The organism is Streptomyces sp. NRRL WC-3626, assembly GCF_000718785.1.
Classification (GTDB): Bacteria; Actinomycetota; Actinomycetes; order Streptomycetales; family Streptomycetaceae; genus Streptomyces; species Streptomyces edwardsiae.
In genome coordinates this window covers 135,525-152,303 of sequence record NZ_JOCA01000023.1, presented here as the reverse complement: position 1 = coordinate 152,303, position 16,779 = coordinate 135,525, and the positions used below count along the sequence as shown (strand labels likewise).

The 16,779-nt window shown below is 69.7% G+C and carries 13 protein-coding genes; 7 read left to right on the top strand and 6 right to left on the bottom strand.

Annotated features, from left to right (window positions below):
* Window positions 1-4: 4 nt before the first annotated feature.
* Window positions 5-3,310 carry a type ISP restriction/modification enzyme gene (locus IF28_RS39540; protein WP_051713920.1) on the top strand — a complete coding sequence of 1,102 codons (3,306 nt, stop codon included), beginning with the start codon at window positions 5-7 and terminating at the stop codon, window positions 3,308-3,310.
* Between the two features lie 6 nt (window positions 3,311-3,316).
* On the opposite strand, the gene IF28_RS0128795 is transcribed toward IF28_RS39540, so the two are convergent.
* Together IF28_RS0128795 and IF28_RS0128790 are read right to left on the bottom strand one after the other, a co-directional pair.
* On the bottom strand, window positions 3,317-3,724 hold the full coding sequence (locus tag IF28_RS0128795) for a hypothetical protein (RefSeq protein WP_030226115.1): 408 nt from the start codon (window positions 3,722-3,724) through the stop codon (window positions 3,317-3,319).
* A 101-nt stretch (window positions 3,725-3,825) separates the two neighbouring features.
* Window positions 3,826-4,278 (bottom strand): ATP-binding protein, encoded by a 453-nt coding sequence (locus IF28_RS0128790; RefSeq protein WP_030226112.1) that lies wholly within the window; start codon window positions 4,276-4,278, stop codon window positions 3,826-3,828.
* A 174-nt stretch (window positions 4,279-4,452) separates the two neighbouring features.
* Here IF28_RS0128790 and IF28_RS0128785 point away from each other — a divergent pair, with 174 nt between their 5' ends.
* Window positions 4,453-5,310 carry a helix-turn-helix domain-containing protein gene (locus IF28_RS0128785; RefSeq protein WP_030226109.1) on the top strand — a complete coding sequence of 286 codons (858 nt, stop codon included), beginning with the start codon at window positions 4,453-4,455 and terminating at the stop codon, window positions 5,308-5,310.
* Complete coding sequence (locus IF28_RS0128780) at window positions 5,307-5,513, top strand: DUF397 domain-containing protein (RefSeq protein WP_030226107.1); 207 nt, start codon at window positions 5,307-5,309, stop codon at window positions 5,511-5,513. The genes IF28_RS0128785 and IF28_RS0128780 overlap by 4 nt, the downstream gene beginning before the upstream one ends.
* A gap of 42 nt (window positions 5,514-5,555) precedes the next feature.
* Here the strand turns inward: IF28_RS0128780 and IF28_RS40000 are convergent, their stop codons facing one another.
* Window positions 5,556-6,509 (bottom strand): hypothetical protein, encoded by a 954-nt coding sequence (locus IF28_RS40000; protein ID WP_078621495.1) that lies wholly within the window; start codon window positions 6,507-6,509, stop codon window positions 5,556-5,558.
* A 154-nt stretch (window positions 6,510-6,663) separates the two neighbouring features.
* On the opposite strand from IF28_RS40000, the gene IF28_RS0128770 reads away from it, so the two are divergent.
* Window positions 6,664-7,497 (top strand): SDR family oxidoreductase, encoded by an 834-nt coding sequence (locus IF28_RS0128770; RefSeq protein WP_030226105.1) that lies wholly within the window; start codon window positions 6,664-6,666, stop codon window positions 7,495-7,497.
* A gap of 38 nt (window positions 7,498-7,535) precedes the next feature.
* Here the strand turns inward: IF28_RS0128770 and IF28_RS0128765 are convergent, their stop codons facing one another.
* Window positions 7,536-7,856 (bottom strand): hypothetical protein, encoded by a 321-nt coding sequence (locus IF28_RS0128765; protein WP_030226103.1) that lies wholly within the window; start codon window positions 7,854-7,856, stop codon window positions 7,536-7,538.
* Between the two features lie 89 nt (window positions 7,857-7,945).
* Window positions 7,946-9,001, bottom strand: a complete 1,056-nt coding sequence (locus IF28_RS39995; protein ID WP_051713919.1) for a protein kinase — start codon at window positions 8,999-9,001, stop codon at window positions 7,946-7,948.
* A 151-nt stretch (window positions 9,002-9,152) separates the two neighbouring features.
* Here IF28_RS39995 and IF28_RS0128755 point away from each other — a divergent pair, with 151 nt between their 5' ends.
* Both IF28_RS0128755 and IF28_RS0128750 read left to right on the top strand, forming a co-directional pair.
* Complete coding sequence (locus IF28_RS0128755; RefSeq protein ID WP_030226098.1) at window positions 9,153-11,150, top strand: N-6 DNA methylase; 1,998 nt, start codon at window positions 9,153-9,155, stop codon at window positions 11,148-11,150.
* Window positions 11,151-11,341: 191 nt separating this feature from the next.
* Entirely contained in the window at window positions 11,342-12,007 is a 666-nt protein-coding gene (locus tag IF28_RS0128750) for a maleylpyruvate isomerase family mycothiol-dependent enzyme (RefSeq protein WP_030226096.1), read from the top strand.
* A gap of 2 nt (window positions 12,008-12,009) precedes the next feature.
* On the opposite strand, the gene IF28_RS0128745 is transcribed toward IF28_RS0128750, so the two are convergent.
* A complete protein-coding gene (locus IF28_RS0128745) occupies window positions 12,010-13,359 on the bottom strand; it encodes an erythromycin esterase family protein (RefSeq protein ID WP_030226093.1) in 1,350 nt (449 codons plus the stop codon).
* Between the two features lie 385 nt (window positions 13,360-13,744).
* Here IF28_RS0128745 and IF28_RS0128740 point away from each other — a divergent pair, with 385 nt between their 5' ends.
* On the top strand, window positions 13,745-16,717 hold the full coding sequence (locus IF28_RS0128740) for a carbohydrate binding domain-containing protein (protein ID WP_030226090.1): 2,973 nt from the start codon (window positions 13,745-13,747) through the stop codon (window positions 16,715-16,717).
* Window positions 16,718-16,779 lie beyond the last annotated feature (62 nt).

Below are 16,779 nucleotides of genomic sequence, written 5' to 3'. Positions count from 1 at the left end.
GACCATGACTGACGCACGCCTGCAGTGGTTACAGGAGGCCGTCTCTGCGTTCGGCGCGGAGTGCAAGCGCAGTCTGGCGGGGCCGGGTGATCGCGAGGCGGCGATCCGGGGTCCGCTGGAGCAGTTGTTCCGCGTCCTGGGGAAGCACCACGCCCTGCGCGAGATCGGCTGGCATCCGGAGACGCGCATACCGCACCTCGGCGTCCGGCCCGACTACGCCGTACGCGTCAACGCGCAGATCACCGGCTACATCGAGGTAAAGCGGCCCGGCAAGAGCATCGACCCCGACACCTTCACCGGTCACGACAGACGGCAGTGGCAGCGCCTACGCGACCTGCCGAACCTGCTCTACACCAACGGCACCCATTGGCGCGTCTTCCAGTACGGCACGCAGGTCGGCGAGGAGGTCGTGCTGTCCGGGGCGCTGAAGAGCGCCGGGGCGAAACTCGCCGCCGTCGATCCGGCCGCCTTCGACGCGCTCGCACGCAGAGTGCTCTTCTGGGAGCCGCAGGAGGTCCGTCGGGCCTCGGTGCTCGTGCAGCACATCGCCCCGCTGTGCCGCCTCCTGCGCGAGGCCGTGCGGGAACAACTACGCGCGGAGAGCGGGACGGACGCCGACGACCCCACCGTCGAGCGCCCCTTCACCGGTCTGCGGAGCGACTGGCGCCGCCTGCTCTTCCCCACCGCCGACGACGCGACCTTCGCCGACGGCTACGCCCAGACCGTCACCTTCGCCCTGCTCCTCGCCCACACGGAGGGCATCCCGGTCACCGGCACGAGCTTCCACGAGATCGGCCGGCGGCTGCACGCCGGCCACGCCCTGATGGGCAAGGCCCTCCAACTCCTCACCGACAACGTCAACGAGCGCTTCGAGGTGACCCTGGACCTCCTCGCCCGCACCGTCGAGTCCGTCGACTGGGAGACCATCCGACAGGGCAACCGGGACGCCTACCTCCACCTCTACGAATCGTTCCTCTCCGTCTACGACGACGACCTGCGCCGGCGCAGCGGCTCCTACTACACCCCGCACCAGGTGGTCGAGGAGATGGTGCGCCTCACCGAGGAGGTCCTGCGCACCCGCCTGGGCAAGGCCCGCGGCTACGGCGACGACGGCGTCCACATCGTCGACCCCGCGATGGGGACGGGAACCTACCTCCACACGATCATCGAGCGGGTGGCGCGGCAGGCCGCCGCACGCTCCGGCGAGGCCATGGCGCGCGACGCGATCGGCCGCCTCGCCGGGCGCCTGTACGGTTTCGAGCTGCAGATGGGCCCGTTCGCGGTCGCCGAACTCCGCACCGCCGACCTGCTCAAGAAGCACGGCGCCGAGCTCCCGCCGGGTGGGCTCAACCTCCACGTCACGGACACGCTCGACGACCCGTACGTCCAGGAGGAGCAACTCGCCTCCACCTACGCGGCCCTGTCGGTCTCCCGTGCCCGCGCCAACCACGTGAAGGCCAACGTCCCCGTCACCGTGGTCATCTCCAACCCTCCCTACGACGACAAGGCCGAGAACCGCGGCGGCTGGATCGAGAAGCGCGTCAGGGGCCAGGGCCGCCCGCCCCTCGACGACTTCCGTCACCCCGGGAACGGCCGCTACGAGCACGCGCTGAAGAACCTGTACGTCTACTTCTGGCGCTGGGCCACCTGGAAGGTCTTCGACGCCCACGAGGGCGACCGGCACGGCGTCGTCTGCTTCATCACCCCGTCCGCCTTCGCCACCGGACCCGCGGGTCGGGGCATGCGCGACTACCTGCGCCGGACGTGCGACGAGGGATGGGTCATCAACCTGTCTCCGGAGGGGCAGCGTTCGGACGTGGCCACCCGCGTCTTCCCGCACGTCGCCCAGCCACTGTCCGTCTGCGTCTTCGTCCGGCGAGCGGACCACGACACCACGCGTCCCGCGCGCATCCACTACCGGGCCCTGCACGGTAAGCGGGCCGAGAAGTTCGCCCAGCTCCGGGCGGTGGGCCTGGACGACGACGGCTGGCGGGACGCGCACACGGATGGGGTGCGGCCCTTCACCCCTGCGGCGTTGTCCGGCTGGGAGGAGTACCCGGCGCTGGACTCGCTGTTCCCCTGGGGCAGTCCGGGCTGCAAGACCAACCGTTCCTGGGTCACGTCACCGCACCCGTCGGTCCTCCAGCGCCGCTGGGCCCGTCTCGGCGGCGAGGAGGATCCGGAGACCAAGGCCCTCCTCTTCAAGGAGACAGGGGACCGTCGGCTCGACACGCGAATAACGTGTCTTCCCGGCTTTCCACACCCTGACCGAACCATCGACGAAGAAGGCGGTACTCACCCACCGCTCCTGCACATCGCTCTTCGCAGTTTCGACCGTCAGTGGCTCATTGCAGACCACCGGATGCTCGACCGCCCCCGGCCCGAACTCTGGGAGTCGCTCCAGCCAGGGCAGGTGTTCCTCAACCAGCAGAGCAGTCACGAGATCACCGGCGGCCCCGCACTGGTGGCGACGGCGCTGCTCCCGGACACGCACCATTTTAACGGCCGGGGCGGAAGGGTGCACCCCGTCCTCCACCCGGACGGCAGTGCCAACGTGCCCACCGGCCTGCTCCGGTACCTGTCCGGTGTCCTCGGCCTGGACGGGGTGACGGTGCACGACCTCGCCGCCTACGCCGTGGCCGTCACGGGGCACAGCGCTTTCACGGAGCAGTTCGCCGAGGAACTGCTCACCCCGGGCGTCCGGTTGCCCCTCACCCGCGACCCGGAACTGTGGAGCGAGGCGGTCCGGGTCGGTCGTGCCTTCCTGTGGGCGGCCACCTACGGCGAGCGGGGCGATCCACCCGACGCGCCCGCGTCCGGCCAGGAGGAAATCGACTTTCCTCCGGGGGACCCGCGCCAGGTGCGGTACGCGACACCGATCGGCTCCGCCGTGCCCGACACGCTGGCGTACGACGAAGAGAGCGGCACCCTCCATGTGGGACCGGGCACCTTCACGGGGGTCCCGCCCGAGGTCTGGAACTACGAGGTCGGCGGCATGCGGATCGTGAAGAAGTGGTTCGGCTACCGGAAGGCCTCCCCCACCAGCCGGAAGACCAGCCCCCTGGACGACCTCCACGTCACGACGTGGCCGAGGGAGTGGTCCGCGGAGCTGATCGACCTGCTGTCCGTCCTGCGCCGCCTGGTCGACCTCGCCCCGGCACAGCAGGCCCTCACCACGCGGATCGTGAACTCCCCGGTCGTCACCGTCACCGACCTCACGTCGGCGGGCGTCCTTCCGCCGCAGCCCAGAGCCGACCGTGCCCGGCGACGCGTCGTGCTGGACTTCGACCGCCCGGCGGACGAGCCGTGACCGCGGCTACGCACCCTCGCCGGCCGCGACGTGGACCTCGGCCTGCTCCAGGTTCCACGTCCCCTCCGCGAGGAGTCTCAGGGCGTGGCCCGCGGCACGGGGTGCCGTACCGCGGGCCACGGTGTCGGCGAAGGACGACACCGCGCTCAACCGTGCCGCCAGCTCGTCGCACTCCACCGCCCGCAGAGCCGCCGCTCCGGTGGCGGTGAGGCGGAGCGTTCCCCGGTTCCCGTCCCGCTGCTCGACCAGCCCTTCCCACAGCAGCGTGGGCAGGGCGTCCCGGACCGCGTCCGTGTCGAGGTCCCGGGCCGCGTAGGACTCCGGCCCCGCTTCGGGTGCCGGGAGGTCACTGAGGTCCAGCTGCCGCAACAGGTGGCGTTGGAGTGGCGACAGCTGTCCGATGGGATCGAGCATGGCCCCAGTATGACCCGCGCCACGCGGGGCACAGACCCGCCTCACGTCCCCACGCCGCGGTGTCCACGGGGGCTCGGCCCGACTGCCTGCGCGGCAGGGAGTCAGGTGGGTCGTCCGATCTCTGCCCAGACCGTTTTCGTGTACGCGTCCCGCACCTCGCAGCCCCATCGTTCGGCGTACGCCGCCACGAGCAGCAATCCACGCCCCGACGGCGCGTCAGGCGCCGCCGGTTCGACCCCCGGGTCACGGGGCAGGTGCCCCGGTCGGGTGTCGGTCACCTCGACGCGGACGACGTCGTGCTCGGGCAGGTGGAGCAGCGTCAGACGGAAGTCCCGGCCGGGGGTACGACCGTGTGTGACGGCGTTGGCCGCCAGTTCGGCCGTGACGAGGGCGAGGGCCTGTGACGTCTCGGAGTCGTATGGGATTCCCCAGGTCGCGAGCTGCTGCACGGCAAGCCGGCGGGCGAGCCTGGCGCCGCGTCCGGTGCTGCTGAGGAGGACGGTGAGGTGTGTGGCAGCGGTAGGTGCTTCGACCCTGACATTGGTTGACTTCACAGAGTCACGGTCCCGTCACGCAGATGGCCTGGCGAGGTCGGACTTCCGTACCCGGGCACGCGGTACGACCGCTGTACGGGTTCGTACGGCAGGTGTACGAGTCGACGCCCGTGGCCGAAAGGCTCACCGATCGTTGCCGTTCATGACGGACCACTGCGCAGAACAGGGGGCGGGATGACCAGGACGACCCAGCGCGAATGCGGAACCACCGGCCGACGCGGCCCGGAGAAGGAACACCCCGCGGCCTGGAGCGCCTACGGCAAGCTGGTCCGCCTCTTCCGTGAACGGGCCGGCCTCACCCAGCAGGCCCTCGCCGAGGCGATCGACTACTCGCTGGAGCAGGTCGCCTCCGTCGAACAGGGACGGAGACCGGCGAAGGCCACCTTTACGGAGGCCGCGGAGCGGGTGCTGGAGGCGGGCGGGGCGCTGCGGGTGCTCCAGGAGGATGTGGACCGGGCAAAGTTGCCCTTGTTCTTCCAGGATTTCGCCTCGTTGGAGGCTGAGGCGGTCAGCCGCTTCTCGTACGACCCGATGCTGGTGCCCGGGCTGTTGCAGACGGAGGCGTACGCCCGCGCTCTTCTCGAAGCGCACTTCCCGCCGCTCGAAGAGGAGGCCATCGAGCAGCACCTCACCGCCCGGCTCGCCCGGCAGTCCCTGCTGACGCGCCAGAACCCGTGCGTCGTGTTCTCGTTCGTCCTTGAGGAGGGCGCTCTCCACCGGACGGTGGGCGGCAGAGCAGTCCTGGAGGAACAACTCGCGCACCTGCGGGACTGCACCCGCATGCGGAACGTGGAGATCCAGGTAATGCCGACCCAACGGGCCGCGCACAGCGGGGTCAACGGCCAGTTCGTCCTGCTGGAAACCGTCGAACGGCGGCAGTTCGTCTCCATCGAAGCCCAGGGAGTCGTGAACATCCGCTCGGACCGAAACGAGGTCAGCGAGTTCTGTCTCCAGTATGGAATGCTGCGCTCACAGGCCCTCAACACCGAGGAGTCTGCCAGGTTCATCGAGCACTTGGCAGGGGAGCTATGAGCATCGACCAGCGCGTTGAGCAGCCCGTCGACCTCATGTGGTTCAAGAGCAGCCACAGCGGGACCAATGGCGGCGACTGCGTCGAGGTGGCCGCCGGCGCGGGCGCCGTGTACGTACGGGACTCCAAGGCCGCGGGTGACGGTCCCGTGCTGCGGGTCGGCCGGGACGAGTGGGCCGCGTTCGTGGCGCTGGCGGCCGGGTAGTCGCTCCCGGATCTTCGGGTGGGACCACTCGACGTCGATGGCTCACGCTTCGATACGCAGCCAGGTATCACCCGCGCGGAGCCAGAGGGTGCCGTCGCGGCCCTGGCCGCAGCGTCCGACGACCCGGCCGGGGACGCGCAGTGTGCGGCGGTCGGTCGCCGTCCAGGTGGTGCCGTCGAACTCGGCGCGGGTGAGTTCGACGGTCCGTCGGTTGTGGTCGCGGCAAGTCAGCACGGCCCGGTTGCCTCGGACGGCGAAGCCGTCCGGCTGGTGAACGGGGCAGCGGTGGCTGGTCACTTCACCGGTGGACGGGGTGACGCGGGTCAGGAAGGTGCCCGACCGACTGTGGGTGTACCAGACCAACCACACCTGATCTCCCTCGGTCGCGGCGGTGCAGCCCTCCAGTGGGTGGGCGGGCAGCCGGTCCCCCGGAGTCCACGTCGCTCGGCCTTCGGTGTTCCAGCCGGCGAGGCCGCCCCCGGACTCGGGGTGACCGCCGTAGATGCCTTCGTCCCCGTAGGCCGTCCAGATCCCTCCGTGGCGGTCGGTGATCAGGGCGGGTATGTCGTCGCCGACGCAGAACTCGTTCTCGGGCGTCCCCGAGGGGGAGAACACCACGGCGTTCGGCGCCCAGAGCCCGTCGGTCCCGCTCCGAGGCGTACGGCTGTTCACCAGCAGGAAGCGGCCGTCGGGCAGCAGGGCCAGGTGGCTCGGCCAGACCCGTACGTCCTTCACCGTGGTGCGCCGCTCCCCCTGCGCGGTGACGGTGACCAGTTCGCCCGTGAACGGGCTCTTCGGCCGCCATGCGAGCCACCCCTTGCCGTAGCGGCTGCGCTCCAGGTGGCGCCGGTGAACGAGCATGACCGCGAGTTCCCCGGCCGGCCCGGCGCACCACCACAGGGCTCGATGTCCTCGGAAGGTGTCGGCGGCGGGCAGGCTCCACGCCTTGTGCGGAGCGCTGCCGGATTCATCGCTCGTCCACTGCCGGATCGTCAAAACGTGTCACCTCTGGGACTCCGGCGGCCCACGCCGACCGAAGATCCCGACTTTACCGTCCTCGGACGCCTCCCCGTCCGTTTGACCTGAATCCCGGTTGAGGTCCTAGCGTGCGGCAGAAGTGATCACCGGCCGACGGCGGGAGAAGACGACGATGATCCTCGTGACGGGTGCCACCGGAAACGTCGGCAGCGCTCTGGTACGGCAGTTGCACGGGTCCGGCGGGTTACCCGTGCGAGGCCTGACCCGTGACGCCGCACGGGCCTCGCTCCCCGACGGAGTCGAAGCCGTCGAGGGTGACCTCGTCCGGCCCGCCTCGCTGAAGCCGGCGCTGGACGGGGTGCGTTATCTGTTCCTCGTACCGGGCATGGGCGCGGACGCGGAGGTTCTCACGGCCGCCCGGCAGGCGGGGGTGGAGCACGTGGTGCTCGTGTCCTCCATCACGGTGCGGACCCATCCGCACCTGCCCGCCGCCGCCGGGAACCTGGCCGTCGAGCGGCTGCTCCGGGACAGCGGGATGAGCTGGACGATCCTGCGTCCGACGCAGTTCGCGTCCAACGCCCTGTGGTGGGCGGGGTCGATCCGGGAGCACCGGTCAATCCGGGTGCCCTATGCGGACATCGGGCTTCCCGCCGTGCACCCCGCCGACATCGCGGCGGTGGCCCGGGCGGCACTGACAGAACAGGGACACCGCGGGCGGACGTACGCGCTGACCGGGCCGGCGCGGATCACGCCCCGGCAGCAGGCCCTGGCGATCGGGGCGGCCCTGGGTCACGACGTGTCCGTCGAGGAGATCAGCCGGGAAGGGGCACACCGGCAGATGGCCCCCTTCCTGGGGGAGCAGACCGCTCACGCGGTGCTCGACCTGATGGGCGGGGACGTCAACGACGAACTGCTCACGGTGCACGACACGGTCAGGCAGGTCACCGGCTCTCCGGCCAGGCCCTTCGCGCGGTGGGCCGCGGAGAACGTCGCCGCGTTCCGCTGACGGTCCCGGCGGGACCGCTTCGCGGCGGGGCGTGGACGTCAGGGCTTCGGACTGTACATGGGCGCCCGGTTCAGTATCTCGACGTACATGATCCGGGCGTACACGACGTCGAGGATCAGCATGCCCTCCGAAGGCGAGAGCGGTACGCACCGGTGGCCCTCACCGTACGGCTCGCCCTTCGGGTGCACCGCCGTGTGGATGCTCTGACAGAAGTCGTCGCCGCAGTCGCACACGGCGACCAGACGGACATCGCGCACGCAGATCGCCAACGCGTGCTCTCCCTTGTCTTCCAAGAGGGTGGTCAGCTCGGCGACAAGGTCGGGGAAGACGTCACGGACGAGGGGATGGCCCTGCTCCATACAGGGAGGGTAGCCGGAGCGGCACACGAAGCTTCGCCAGCGGGCTACGGGACCGTTCGAAGGGACGGGCGGCGGCCTCGCATCGCCCCTCATCGGTTGACAGTGACAAGAAAAACCGCTGTCACGCGCGTATCTCGTCCCTCAGAATCCCTGAGTGGACTCGGGCATCGCAGGGATCGCGGGCGCAGCCGTGGGTGTTGTGGGGACGAGATCGAGGGCCCGGAGAAGCTGGCGCGCATGGCGGAAGAGCTTTCCCGGTCACTCTCGGCCTGTGTCACCACCGTCCATGTGGTCACCCTTGGGCAGGGCCCTGGCGCCCACGCCGCAGTGCCGGAGGCCGAGGCCCGACGGATCAGACGTTTCCTGAACCATGCGGTCGCGAAGCGAAGCCAGTTCGTCGAGCACGCTCGGAACACCATCGACGTGTGAACCACCTGGACTCCAAGGACAGCGACGCTCAGCAGAAGGTCCCACCAACTGCACATAGACCAGCGGACACTCTTCGGCGGCGATCCGTCGTGGGTCGCGGAGCGTCTGCTCGGGCAGACGGCCGGGCAACGGCGGCCCTCTGCTCCGCCCGTTGTACGGGCGTTGTACGGACCTCGGGCCGTGCCCGGGTAGTTGCCCCTCGCGTTGATCCACGGGTCGGGAGCCGCTGTGGTGCGGGTGAGCGGGGTGCGTTCGGTGCGGCCGTCGAGCCGGTCCTGCCCGGAGAGCAGTTCGGGTGAGGCGCACGCGATGTCGCCGATGCTGTCCCCGGTCATGGTCAGGCGCGGGTCGGTGTCGCTCAGGACCTTCACCAGTCCGAAGTCCAGGATCTCGACGACAGCGTCCCGGCGGACCATGTCGTTCTGGGTCTTGAGGTCGCGGTGGACGAGGCCGTCCGTGATCGACGCGTCGAAGACGGTGGTCGCGTTGGGGTGGTGGAGGCGTGCCGCGGCCTTCGCCTCCCGCTGGAAGCGCCGCAACGCCTCTTCCCGGCTCCGGGGGACGGCGAGCAGGTCCGCCGCGACCGTTTTGACGGCCACGGGTCGCTCCAGGCGCAGGTCACGCCCCTGCCAGACATGGCCCATCGCGCCGCGACCGAGGACCGATGTGAGCTGGTAACGGTCCAGGAGCACCGTTCCCGGCGTGAATTCCTGCATTTCTCCCGTCCTCCACACTTCCCGCACAGCGATCCGGACATTTGCGCTGTGAACAAAGTCAATGAGCGTAGTAGCCTCTCACATATATCCATCCCAAGACCCGTCCACCGCCGGCCCGCACACCAGCGCCCCAGCACCTCGGAGACTGTCGATGAGTACAACCGACTCCGTACCCGTCAGCCTCGCCGAGATCGCCCGCATCGCCGGCGTGGGACGGGCGGCGGTGAGCAACTGGCGGCGGCGGCATGACTCCTTCCCCACCCGCATCGGCGGTACGGACGTCAGCCCCCAGTTCTCCCTGGCCGAGGTCGAGCAGTGGTTGAGGGACAACGGCAGGCTCGACTCGATCGGGGGACGCGAGCTGCTGTGGCCCCGGTTCGAGGCGCTGGGCAGCAGGGACGAGACCGGCCTGGCGGTCGCCGAGGCTGCCCGCCGCATGCACTCCCCCCGGGCACGTGTATCCCACATCGAACTTACGCCGGAGGCAGAGCAGTTGGCGGCCGATGCGGCGAAGCTGGGGCGGAAGGAGGGGGCACGCGAGACGTTCGAGTTCCTGCTGCAGCGGTGGCTCGAGACACATGTACGTCAGCTGAGCACGACACCTCCGCCACTCGCCGCGCTGATGGCACGGATCGCGCTCGATGTCCGCGTCGGCGGGCAGGGCGAAGGGTCCGACGAGAAGCTGACCGTTCTCGATCCGGCGTGCGGGACGGGGCACTTGGCGGCCGCGGCCGCACAGGAGGGCGCGGGTTCGAGCCTGTCGGTGCTGATGTGCGAGCGGGATCCCGCCCTCGCCGCGCTGGCGTCCGCACGGCTGGCGTTCCTCACGGACGACCATGACATCCGTACGGAGACCGTCACGGCGGACGCCCTGCGCGAGGATCCGTTCAGCCGGGCGCGGGTGGACATCGCGCTCTGCAACCCTCCTTTCAACGAACGCGATTGGGGCTACGCGGAACTCGCCACCGATCAACGCTGGACGCACGGCCTGCCGCCGCGGACCGAGCCGGAGCTGGCCTGGGTGCAGCATCTGCTCGCCCATCTCAAGCCGGGCGGAGCGGCCGTCGTCGTCCTGCCTCCGGCGGTCGCCTCGCGCAAGGCCGGCCGGCGCATCCGGGGCTCCCTGCTGCGGACCGGCACGCTCCGTGCCGTGGTGGCCCTCCCGCCGGGCAGTGCCCAGCCGCACAGCGTCTCGCTTCAGTTGTGGGTCCTCCGCGCGGCACCGGACGGGACGGCCGCGGTCCCGCCCGGGCAGGACGTGCTTCTGGTCGACGCCACACGTTTCGCCCGGACCGGCACGCGTGAGACTGGTCCCCACTGGGAGCCGCTGCGGGCCTTCGCCCTCTCCGCGTTGGAAAACCTCGACCGCACGGAGGCCGATCTGCCGGACGGGGCCGTCCGCGTTCCCGTCATCGAACTCCTGGACGACGAGGTGGACGTCACTCCGGGACGCTACGCGTCGGTGACCGCCGAACCGTCTGGCCTCGAACTCGCGGCGGCCTGGCGGGAGGCGGGGACGGTACTGACCGAGCTGGCCCGTCAGGCCGAACGGCTGTCCGAGCTCAGGTTGTCGACCGACCTGCCGCAGACCACGACCAACGTGGGCGACCTCGTCAAGGCCGGTGCGCTGTCGCTGCGTTCCGGACAGCAGCCGCCGGAGGGCACGTCGGCGCCCGGCAGGGAACCCGTGCCTCTCCTCACCGTCGCCGACCTGCTGGCGGACGGCGCTCCCAGCGGGCTCGCCGCCGCCGGATCGGCACCCGTGATCGTCGAGGAGGGCGATGTCGTGGTCGCCGGTGTCGTACGCGCGTACCGGGCATGGGTGCACGAAGGGCCCCCGATGGCCCTGGGGCCGCAGCTGCACGCCCTGCGGGTGGACTCGGCCAAACTGAACGCGCATTTCCTCGCCGGCTGTCTGCGCGCGCCCGCCAACGGACGTCAGGCGGGCACCCACGCCTCCAGTTCGTCACGGGTCGACATCCGGCGCCTGCAGGTTCTCCATCTTCCTCTGCGGGAGCAGGAAGCGTACGCCGAGGTCTTCCGGAGCCTCCGGGACTTCGAGGCAGGACTCGGTGCCGCCGAGGACCTGGGCAGGAGACTGGTCAGCGATGTCTCCGACCTGCTCGCGGCGGGCGGGCTCGGCGTCTGACCCGGCCGAGGTGCTCCAGGCGGCAGGTCCAGCACCGCCTTGCTCCATGGCGGGAGCCGGTTCCAGGTCCCCCGAAGCGGCGGTCGGCCGTCGAGACGGGCGTGCCATCTGCGATGAGTTTCCGGCCGAGTTCCGGTCTCCCCCACGTACGCCCGTGGTGGGTGCTCGAACCTTGACAGGAGACCTCCCGTATGAATGATCCCGCAGTGGCGGCGGCACGGGGCCGTGGGGCCGGGGTCTGGCCTCTGATCCGTGCCGAGCGGGCCGCGTTGGCGGCCGATCTCGCGGACTTGACCGACGAGCAGTGGCGGACGCCCTCGCTGTGCGACGGGCTGACGGTGCGTGAGGTGCTCGCGCATCTTACGGCGGGGGCGAGTCTCGGAGCCCTGCGCTGGATGGCGGGGGTGATCCGTTGCCGGTTCGACTTCGACAGGCAGGTGGCCGTGCGGCTGGCCGAGCAGCTGGGTACGGCGCCGGCCGAGACGCTGGAGCGGTTCCGCAGCGTCGTCCCGAGTACCACCAAGCCGCCCTTGCCGCCCCTCGCCATGCTGGGCGAGACGGTCGTGCACGGTGAGGACATCCGGCGTCCGCTGGGCATCCGCCGCGACCACCCGGGCGAGGTCGTCACCCGGGTGGCCGAGTACTACCAGGGCACGGACCTCGTGGTCGTCGCCAAGGGGCGCATCGGCGGGCTGAGGCTCGTCGCGGACGACGGTCCTTTCGCGGTCGGTTCGGGACCGCTCGTGTCCGGACCCACCTTGGCGCTGATCATGGCTATGACCGGGCGCGCAGAGTTCTGCGGCGACCTCGAGGGGGCGGGTGCGGAGATTCTTCGCAGTCGCTGTGGCGCAGCCTGACCTCAGGGCCTCCCCAAGTACGTCGTCGCCTCCACCTCGTTCAGGTGGATCAGGATGTCGTGGGCCTTGCCGAGGGCGATCCGGTACTCCGTGGGGTCCGGCCAGCCCGCGCCGATGTTCCAGGTGGGGCGGGGGTCGGACAGCCATGCGCGTACCGCCCGGGGAGCCGTGCGCAGGTCCAGGATGTAGTCGCGTCGGCGGGGCTGGTCCAGGGTGTGTTCGTTGGAGTCGGGGGGTGCGGCGCCGACGCGGTAGGTGCGCATCACGTTGTCGTCGGTGCCGAACGCCTTGAAGGCGCCGCTGTGGAAGCTGAAGCCGATGCTGACGTAGTCGTCGCCCAGCGTGTCGTGCAGGAAGGCGCCTTGCGTCTTCGGGTAGCGGGCGTCGAAGGAGTCGTAGGACACGTGGGTGTTGTGGGCCGAGAGGAGGATTCGGTCGGCGGTGTGCTCGTGCCACCAGGCGACGTTCTCGGCCATCACCCGGTCGCGGTATCTCATCATCTCCGTGACCTGGGCGTCGTCGGTGATGTCGTACGCGTAGCCCTGGGCCATCTGGTGGATGGCCTTCGCGTGCTGGACCGTCCAGGGGTGTTCCCTGCCGCTCGTGTCGCGTAGGAGTTCGTACGCCTCCAGCGTGCGCTTCGCACGCTGCTTGCGTTCTGCCAGGGGGAGTTCGAGGTACCGCTCCATGTACGTGCCGGCGTCGGTGGTCGGGGCCAGGCCGGCGTAGAGGGCGGTGATGCGGGACTTCAGGTGCGGGTGGGTGCGGGCGACCTCGTCCGTCACCCGTCGGTACGACTCCGGTCCCGCGTAGCCCATGTCGTTGCCCGCGAAGTGCACCGGGTCGGTGGGGTGGTGGCGGTTGTAGGTGCGCATCCACCGGATGAGGTTCAGGTAGTCCGCGTTGTTCCAGATGCGGTACGAGCCCTGGAACTCCTCGCGCGCGATGCGGTCGAGGTCGCCCTTGCCGTACAGCACGTACTCGTTGACGCGGAGGCCGCTGCTCCAGGGCAGTTCCAGGGAGAAGGTGCGGAAGCCCTTCTCCTCGACCAGGTAGCGGAAGACCCGGTGCTTCATACGGAAGAAGTCCCGGGAGCCGTGGGTGGCCTCGCCCAGGCCCACGACGTCGGCGTCCCCCACCATGCGGCCCAGTGCGTGCAAGTCTTGCAGGCTGCCCTCGGGTTCGGTGCTTCTCAGGGTGTGGGCGCTGTGCTCGATCGCGTCGATCACGTGCGAGGTCCGATGGCCGGTGGAGTACCTGGGCGTGTCGGCGGTGGCCGGGGCGGCCTGCGCGCCCGCCCCCAGGGAGAGGAGGAGGGCCGAGGCGAGTACCGCTGCCTTGCGTCGTGTCATGGCTTCAGGTTTTCGCGCGCGCGGAGGGTCGCACCAACCCCCACGCTGCCCGGTTTCCGGTAGCACAGGCACTACCAGGGGCGTGCAAGTTCTTTCGCAACTCTTGCAACGGTGTTACGTTCAGGCCTGCTTCCGGCCCGGCAGGCCGGAGGGCGGGACACCTCCCCCCTCACGCGCTCGGCCTGCCGGGCCGGTTGTCCGCTACCGGTGCCGGACCCCTTTACGAGGGTGTCATGCACAGGTAATCTCCCAGCGCCTGCAAGGGTTTTCTGGAACTTTCAGAAAGCCCGGCATCGGATTGCATCGGGATCTCGAGGCGCGTCAGGATCCGCGGTGTGCGTCCACGAGGAGTCGCGAGGCTCCCCTCACCCCACTGGAGACGCACATGGGACGACGTCATCAACAGCCACCCGGCCGCGGCTGGACCGCGGGAGCCCTCGTCGCCGGGCTCCTCGGCCTCGCGGCCGTCACCGGGCCCCCGGCCCCCGACCCGGAACCGACAGCGGCGACGGCCGGTGAAGCGACGGTCTTCTACTACACCAAGACCCGCAACTGGGCCTCCACGTACCTCCATTACGCCCCGGACGGCGGCTCCTGGACGACCGTGCCCGGCACCCGTATGGAGTCGGCCTGCACGGACTGGGTGAAGGCCACCGTCGATCTGGGTTCCGCCGCGGGGCTGCAGGCCACCTTCAACAACGGCTCGGGCACCTGGGACAACAACGCGGGAAGCAACTACGACCTGGGCACGGGCAGCATCACCGTCAAGGACGGTGTCGTGGCGCACAGCGATCCCTGTGCCGGGTCCGAGCCGGGGACCCCGCACTCCGCCACCGTCTACTACTCGGCCCGGTCGCTCGGCTGGACCACCGTGAACCTCCACTACCAGCCGGCCGGCGGCTCCTGGACCACGGTCCCCGGGGTCGGCATGGCCGAGGCCTGCGCCGGCTGGTGGAGCCGGACCGTCGACCTCGGATCCGCCACCTCCCTCAAGGCCGCCTTCAACAACGGCAACGGCGTCTGGGACAACAACAACGGCGCCGACTACACGATCCGGGCCGGTACCAGCACGGTGGAGAACAACACCGTGACCGCGGAGGCCGACGACCCCTGCGCCGCGCAGGAGCCCGACACCCAGGCGCCCAGCAGTCCCGAGGGCGTGCGGGCCGCCGTCAGCGGCACCTCCGTCGTGCTGTCGTGGGAGCCCGCCTCCGACGACACCGGTGTGACGGGCTACCAGGTCACCCGGACCGGTGGCACCAAGGGGGCGATGGTCACCGACGTCTCCTCCACCGTGTTCTCCGACACCGGGCTGGAGGAGGAGACCCAGTACACCTACACGGTGCGCGCCGTGGACGCCGCCGGGAACCTCTCCCCCGCCTCGGCACAGGCGAGGGCCACCACCGGCAGCGCGCCGGGCGGTCCCGCCACCGGCACTCCCCTGGGCACCGACCCGCGCAAGGACCCCATCTACTTCGTACTCACCGCCCGCTTCAACGACGGCGACAGCTCGAACAACCGCGGCGGCAGCCAGCACGTCAAGTCCGGCAACGCGGCCAACGACGACCCCATGTTCCGGGGCGACTTCAAGGGACTGGTCGACAAGCTCGACTACATCAAGGGCCTGGGCTTCTCCGCCGTCTGGATCACCCCGGTCGTGCTCAACCGCTCCGACTACGACTACCACGGGTACCACGGCTACGACTTCTACAAGGTCGACCCACGGCTCGAATCGGCCGGCGCCTCCTACCAGGACCTCATCGACGCCGCCCACGCCAAGGGCATGAAGATCTACCAGGACGTCGTCTACAACCACTCCTCCCGCTGGGGCGCCAAGGGTCTGTTCACCCCGACCGTGTACGGGGTGCGCGACTCCCAGTGGAGCTGGTACTACGACGAGAGGCAGCCCGGTTTCGAGTACGACGGCCTGACCGTCGAACCGAAGAGCGGCAAGTCCTTCTACAACGGCGACCTCTGGTCAACCGCCGAACCGTCCGGCAACACCTGTGTCAACTGGGGGACGCCCACCGGCGCCAAGAGCCCCGAGGGCTACACCATCTACAACTGCCAGTGGCCGAACCCGACGTCCGGCATGTTCCCCAAGGCGCTCTACCACAACTGCTGGATCGGCAACTGGGAGGGCGAGGACTCCCGTTCCTGCTGGCTGCACGAGGACCTCGCCGACTTCAACACCGAGAACGCGCAGGTGCAGAACTATCTGATCGGCGCCTACGACAAGTACATCGACATGGGCGTCGACGGCTTCCGTGTCGACACGGCCGTCCACATCCCGCGCACCACCTGGAACCGCCGCTTCCTGCCCGCGATCCAGGAGCGCGTCACGCAGCGGCACGGTGCCGGGGCGGCGAAGAACTTCTTCGTCTTCGGCGAGGTCGCCGCCTTCGTCAACGACAAGTGGAACCGGGGATCCGTCAACCACTCCGCGCAGTTCTACACCTGGAAGGAGCGCAGGGAGTACAGCGCCGACGACGCGACGGCGGCACTGGAGATGTACGACTACGAGCAGCAGCAGGGCACCGGCAGCCAGCCGGTCTCCACCAACGCGTTCCTCGACGGCAACGCCTACCACGCCCCGGATCACAGCCGCTTCTCCGGCATGAACGTCATCGACATGCGGATGCACATGAACTTCGGTGACGCGAGCAACGCCTTCCACAACGGCAAGGACAGCGACGACAGTTACAACGACGCCACCTACAACGTCGTCTACGTCGACAGTCACGACTACGGGCCCAACAAGAGCAGTGAGCGCTACACGGGCGGCACCGACGCCTGGGCCGAGAACATGTCCCTGATGTGGACGTTCCGCGGCATCCCCACCCTCTACTACGGCTCGGAGATCGAGTTCCAGAAAGGCAAGAAGATCGACTGCGGCCCGAGTTGTCCGCTGGCCACGACCGGGCGCGCGTACTACGGCGACCATCTCGCCGGAAGTCTCAGCGTGTCGGACTTCTCCAAGGTCGACTCCGCCTCCGGTGCGGTGGCGACGACGTTGGGCAAGCCCCTGGTCAAGCACGTCCAGCGGCTCAATCAGATCCGGCGGGCGGTCCCCGCGCTGCAGCTGGGGCAGTACTCGACCGCCGGGATCTCCGGTGACATGGCCTTCAAACGGCGCTACACCGGCGGGGGTACGGACAGCTTCGCCCTGGTGACCGTCTCGGGCGGTGCCACCTTCACCGGCGTACCCGACGGCACGTACCGGGACGCGGTCACCGGGGACGTACGGACGGTGTCCGGCGGAACGCTGGCCGTCGCCGCGCCGGGCAAGGGCAATCTCAGGGTGTACGTCCTCGACGGACCCGGGAAGATCGGGACGGACGGCCCCTATCTCAGGTAGCCCCGCCCACGAGGCGGCCCCCGGCCGGTGCGTACCGGCCGGGGGCCGCCTCGTGGGTCCGG

Coding starts and splice junctions, on each gene's coding strand:
- IF28_RS39540 (WP_051713920.1), top strand. CDS start 5: ATGACTGACGCACGCCTGCAGTGGTTACAGGAGGCCGTCTCTGCGTTC.
- IF28_RS0128740 (WP_030226090.1), top strand. CDS start 13,745: ATGGGACGACGTCATCAACAGCCACCCGGCCGCGGCTGGACCGCGGGA.
- IF28_RS0128780 (WP_030226107.1), top strand. CDS start 5,307: ATGAGCATCGACCAGCGCGTTGAGCAGCCCGTCGACCTCATGTGGTTC.
- IF28_RS0128785 (WP_030226109.1), top strand. CDS start 4,453: ATGACCAGGACGACCCAGCGCGAATGCGGAACCACCGGCCGACGCGGC.
- IF28_RS0128755 (WP_030226098.1), top strand. CDS start 9,153: ATGAGTACAACCGACTCCGTACCCGTCAGCCTCGCCGAGATCGCCCGC.
- IF28_RS0128765 (WP_030226103.1), bottom strand. CDS start 7,856: ATGGAGCAGGGCCATCCCCTCGTCCGTGACGTCTTCCCCGACCTTGTC.
- IF28_RS0128745 (WP_030226093.1), bottom strand. CDS start 13,359: ATGACACGACGCAAGGCAGCGGTACTCGCCTCGGCCCTCCTCCTCTCC.
- IF28_RS0128750 (WP_030226096.1), top strand. CDS start 11,342: ATGAATGATCCCGCAGTGGCGGCGGCACGGGGCCGTGGGGCCGGGGTC.
- IF28_RS0128795 (WP_030226115.1), bottom strand. CDS start 3,724: ATGCTCGATCCCATCGGACAGCTGTCGCCACTCCAACGCCACCTGTTG.
- IF28_RS0128770 (WP_030226105.1), top strand. CDS start 6,664: ATGATCCTCGTGACGGGTGCCACCGGAAACGTCGGCAGCGCTCTGGTA.
- IF28_RS39995 (WP_051713919.1), bottom strand. CDS start 9,001: ATGCAGGAATTCACGCCGGGAACGGTGCTCCTGGACCGTTACCAGCTC.